Below are 2,173 nucleotides of genomic sequence, written 5' to 3'. Positions count from 1 at the left end.
GCCGTCTGGGGTGGATTCGGCTGCGGTCCAGACGAAATGCGAATGGTCGGACAGTTGGTCACCATGGGCGGCCACGTGAGAGTAGGACTAGAGGACAATATTTATCTTCGACGTGGCGTGCTGGCCTCCAACGCCGAACTCGTCGAAAATGCGGTCGGGATCGTCGAGCGCATGGGCGCCAGCGTCGCCACGCCTGCTGAGGCGCGGGCAATTCTTGGTCTCAAGAAGCGCGGGTAAACACACGAGGATCCGGCATGGCTAACGTCATGCCGGATCCTCGGCCGCTGGAAACGCCGAGTGTCATCCGTCTGCTCACATGCTGCACTCGGAGCGATTCAGATGACGCTATCGCGTGAACTGCGTGGCCCACGTATTGGTTGCTGGCACTATCGCGCTTGGCCACAATTCATCGAAAGATCGTCAAGAGTTTCAAGCGAGGCGACCCGGCTGGTTGCCTCAAGCTGCGCGAAACCGAATCCGGAAATTCTTAGGTACTTCGAGCACATGTGTGACGCTTGGCACAACGAAAGGATCGCGTCAGATCGAGGGCGACCACAACCCCAGATGCTGGCTACGCTGCGGCCACAGCACCGGGGATCTTCGCCTCGGAGATCGAATTGGGTACCACCATGCGAGGTGCGGCGCGATTTCGATAGGTGTCTGCGGTGGACTTGAAGCTACCGCCGATCATCACCGTGGGTTCGCACTTGAAAGGGCCCTAACTTCGTAGGCTGCGTAAAGCCACAGCTTTGCGCGTCCGATGGAGGCGGGCGAGGCGACCTCGTTTCCAATCCGTCAAAAGAAAGCGCCGGAGCGCAGAACTCCAGCGCAAACGCCGAATCGATGCAGTTATTCATCTTGGATTTCTCGTAAGATGCCTCAGTTTTACGCTCAACGTTCGACTGGCTAGGGAGGAGTGGTCATGGACAACGAGCATCCAGCGCCACAAGGGCGGTCGACGAGCATAGATTTAGTTCCCGTATGGGGCAGTGCTGAAAGGTGGTCCGAACGCCGAAAACGCGCAGAAGCTGATTGCCTTCCTGAATCGAGCCGCCATTGCCTCCGGCTTTACGCTGGGAACCGCGTACCCTGGACCAAATACAAATCAGCTGAAGCATTTGGCTCCTGATGGTGTTCCGCTGTTCAGCATCAAGCCGGAGTGCCTCGAAGGTGGTGCGCGAGGATTCCGCTTCGCCAGGTGCCCCGGCAGACGAATCTCGAGCACATCGGGGAACGCTGGCTTGCATGGCAGGTAAAGTGATCTCGGCGAAAGGCAAAGCGGACGACGGGACTCTCGGCCGCCAGGCGCTCGGCTTAGGCTCTGGTGCCGGGCAGCATATTCCGAGCGGTAGCACTTTCTCTTCTCGCTCGCATGGCTCCTGATGTTTCCGCCTGGGATGACAAAGTGGGCGTGCGCAAGCTTCGATACAATTCTACCAACAGCGCTGGCGCGCATGACGGAGACAGACATGGATGACGCAAGCCGCCCGGATCGACTCGAACAGATCCATCAGCAGACAGTGTTCGTCGACGTGCACGCCCACCCGAGCGGCTTCTGCTGGCCCGGCGTGCCGCGCATCGGGTCTGACGAACTCGATCGATATCGCCGCAGCCTCATGGACCTTGTTGTCTGTAGCCTCATCGGCGACGCGACGTATAGCTGCGTCAAGCGCGACGAAACCGGCCAATATACCCCCGGATCCGGGGCGAACTTTCGCGGCCGGTACCGCCCCAAGCCGGGGGAGGCTTTCGCGTTCGACCTCGATCGCTCGTCGGCGATCCTGAAGACCATTGAGGACGACGACGCTGCGCTGGCGGACAGCCCGGCAGCTGTGCGAGCGGCCAAGCGCGAGGGAAAGCTCGCGCTGATGCTGGCTCTCGAAGGGGCGGACAGTCTGGAAGGGCTCATCGACAACCTTCACGAGCTCCACCGGCGCGGCTTGCGGCTCCTCCAGTTGGTCCATATGCGTGCGAACGAAGTCGGGCACGTCCAGACATTTCCTTACTCACCTGGGGGCCTGACGCCTTTTGGGCGTGAGGTCGTGCGCGAGTGCAATGAGCTTGGGATCGTCATCGACCTGGCGCATGCCAACACTGAGACCATCATGGACACCCTCGCGCTCTCTTCGCGCCCCGTGATCTGCAGCCACACCGGCGTTCAGAGCCTCTACAA

Annotated in this window: 2 protein-coding genes; both read left to right on the top strand. The window is 60.3% G+C overall.

The window, feature by feature from the left end; all coding sequences use genetic code 11:
- A partial coding sequence (locus tag RAD10_RS41360; RefSeq protein WP_461621961.1) for a 3-keto-5-aminohexanoate cleavage protein occupies positions 1-237 on the top strand: 237 nt, incomplete at its 5' end.
- 1,232 nt (positions 238-1,469) lie between these two features.
- Positions 1,470-2,173, top strand: a 704-nt coding sequence (locus tag RAD10_RS41355; protein WP_461621960.1) for a dipeptidase, incomplete at its 3' end; no start/stop codon positions are given.

This window comes from Bradyrhizobium sp. 23AC (assembly GCF_054863025.1).
The sequence above is the reverse complement of the archived record's forward strand: the minus strand, read 5'-3'. Positions and strand labels throughout refer to the sequence as shown.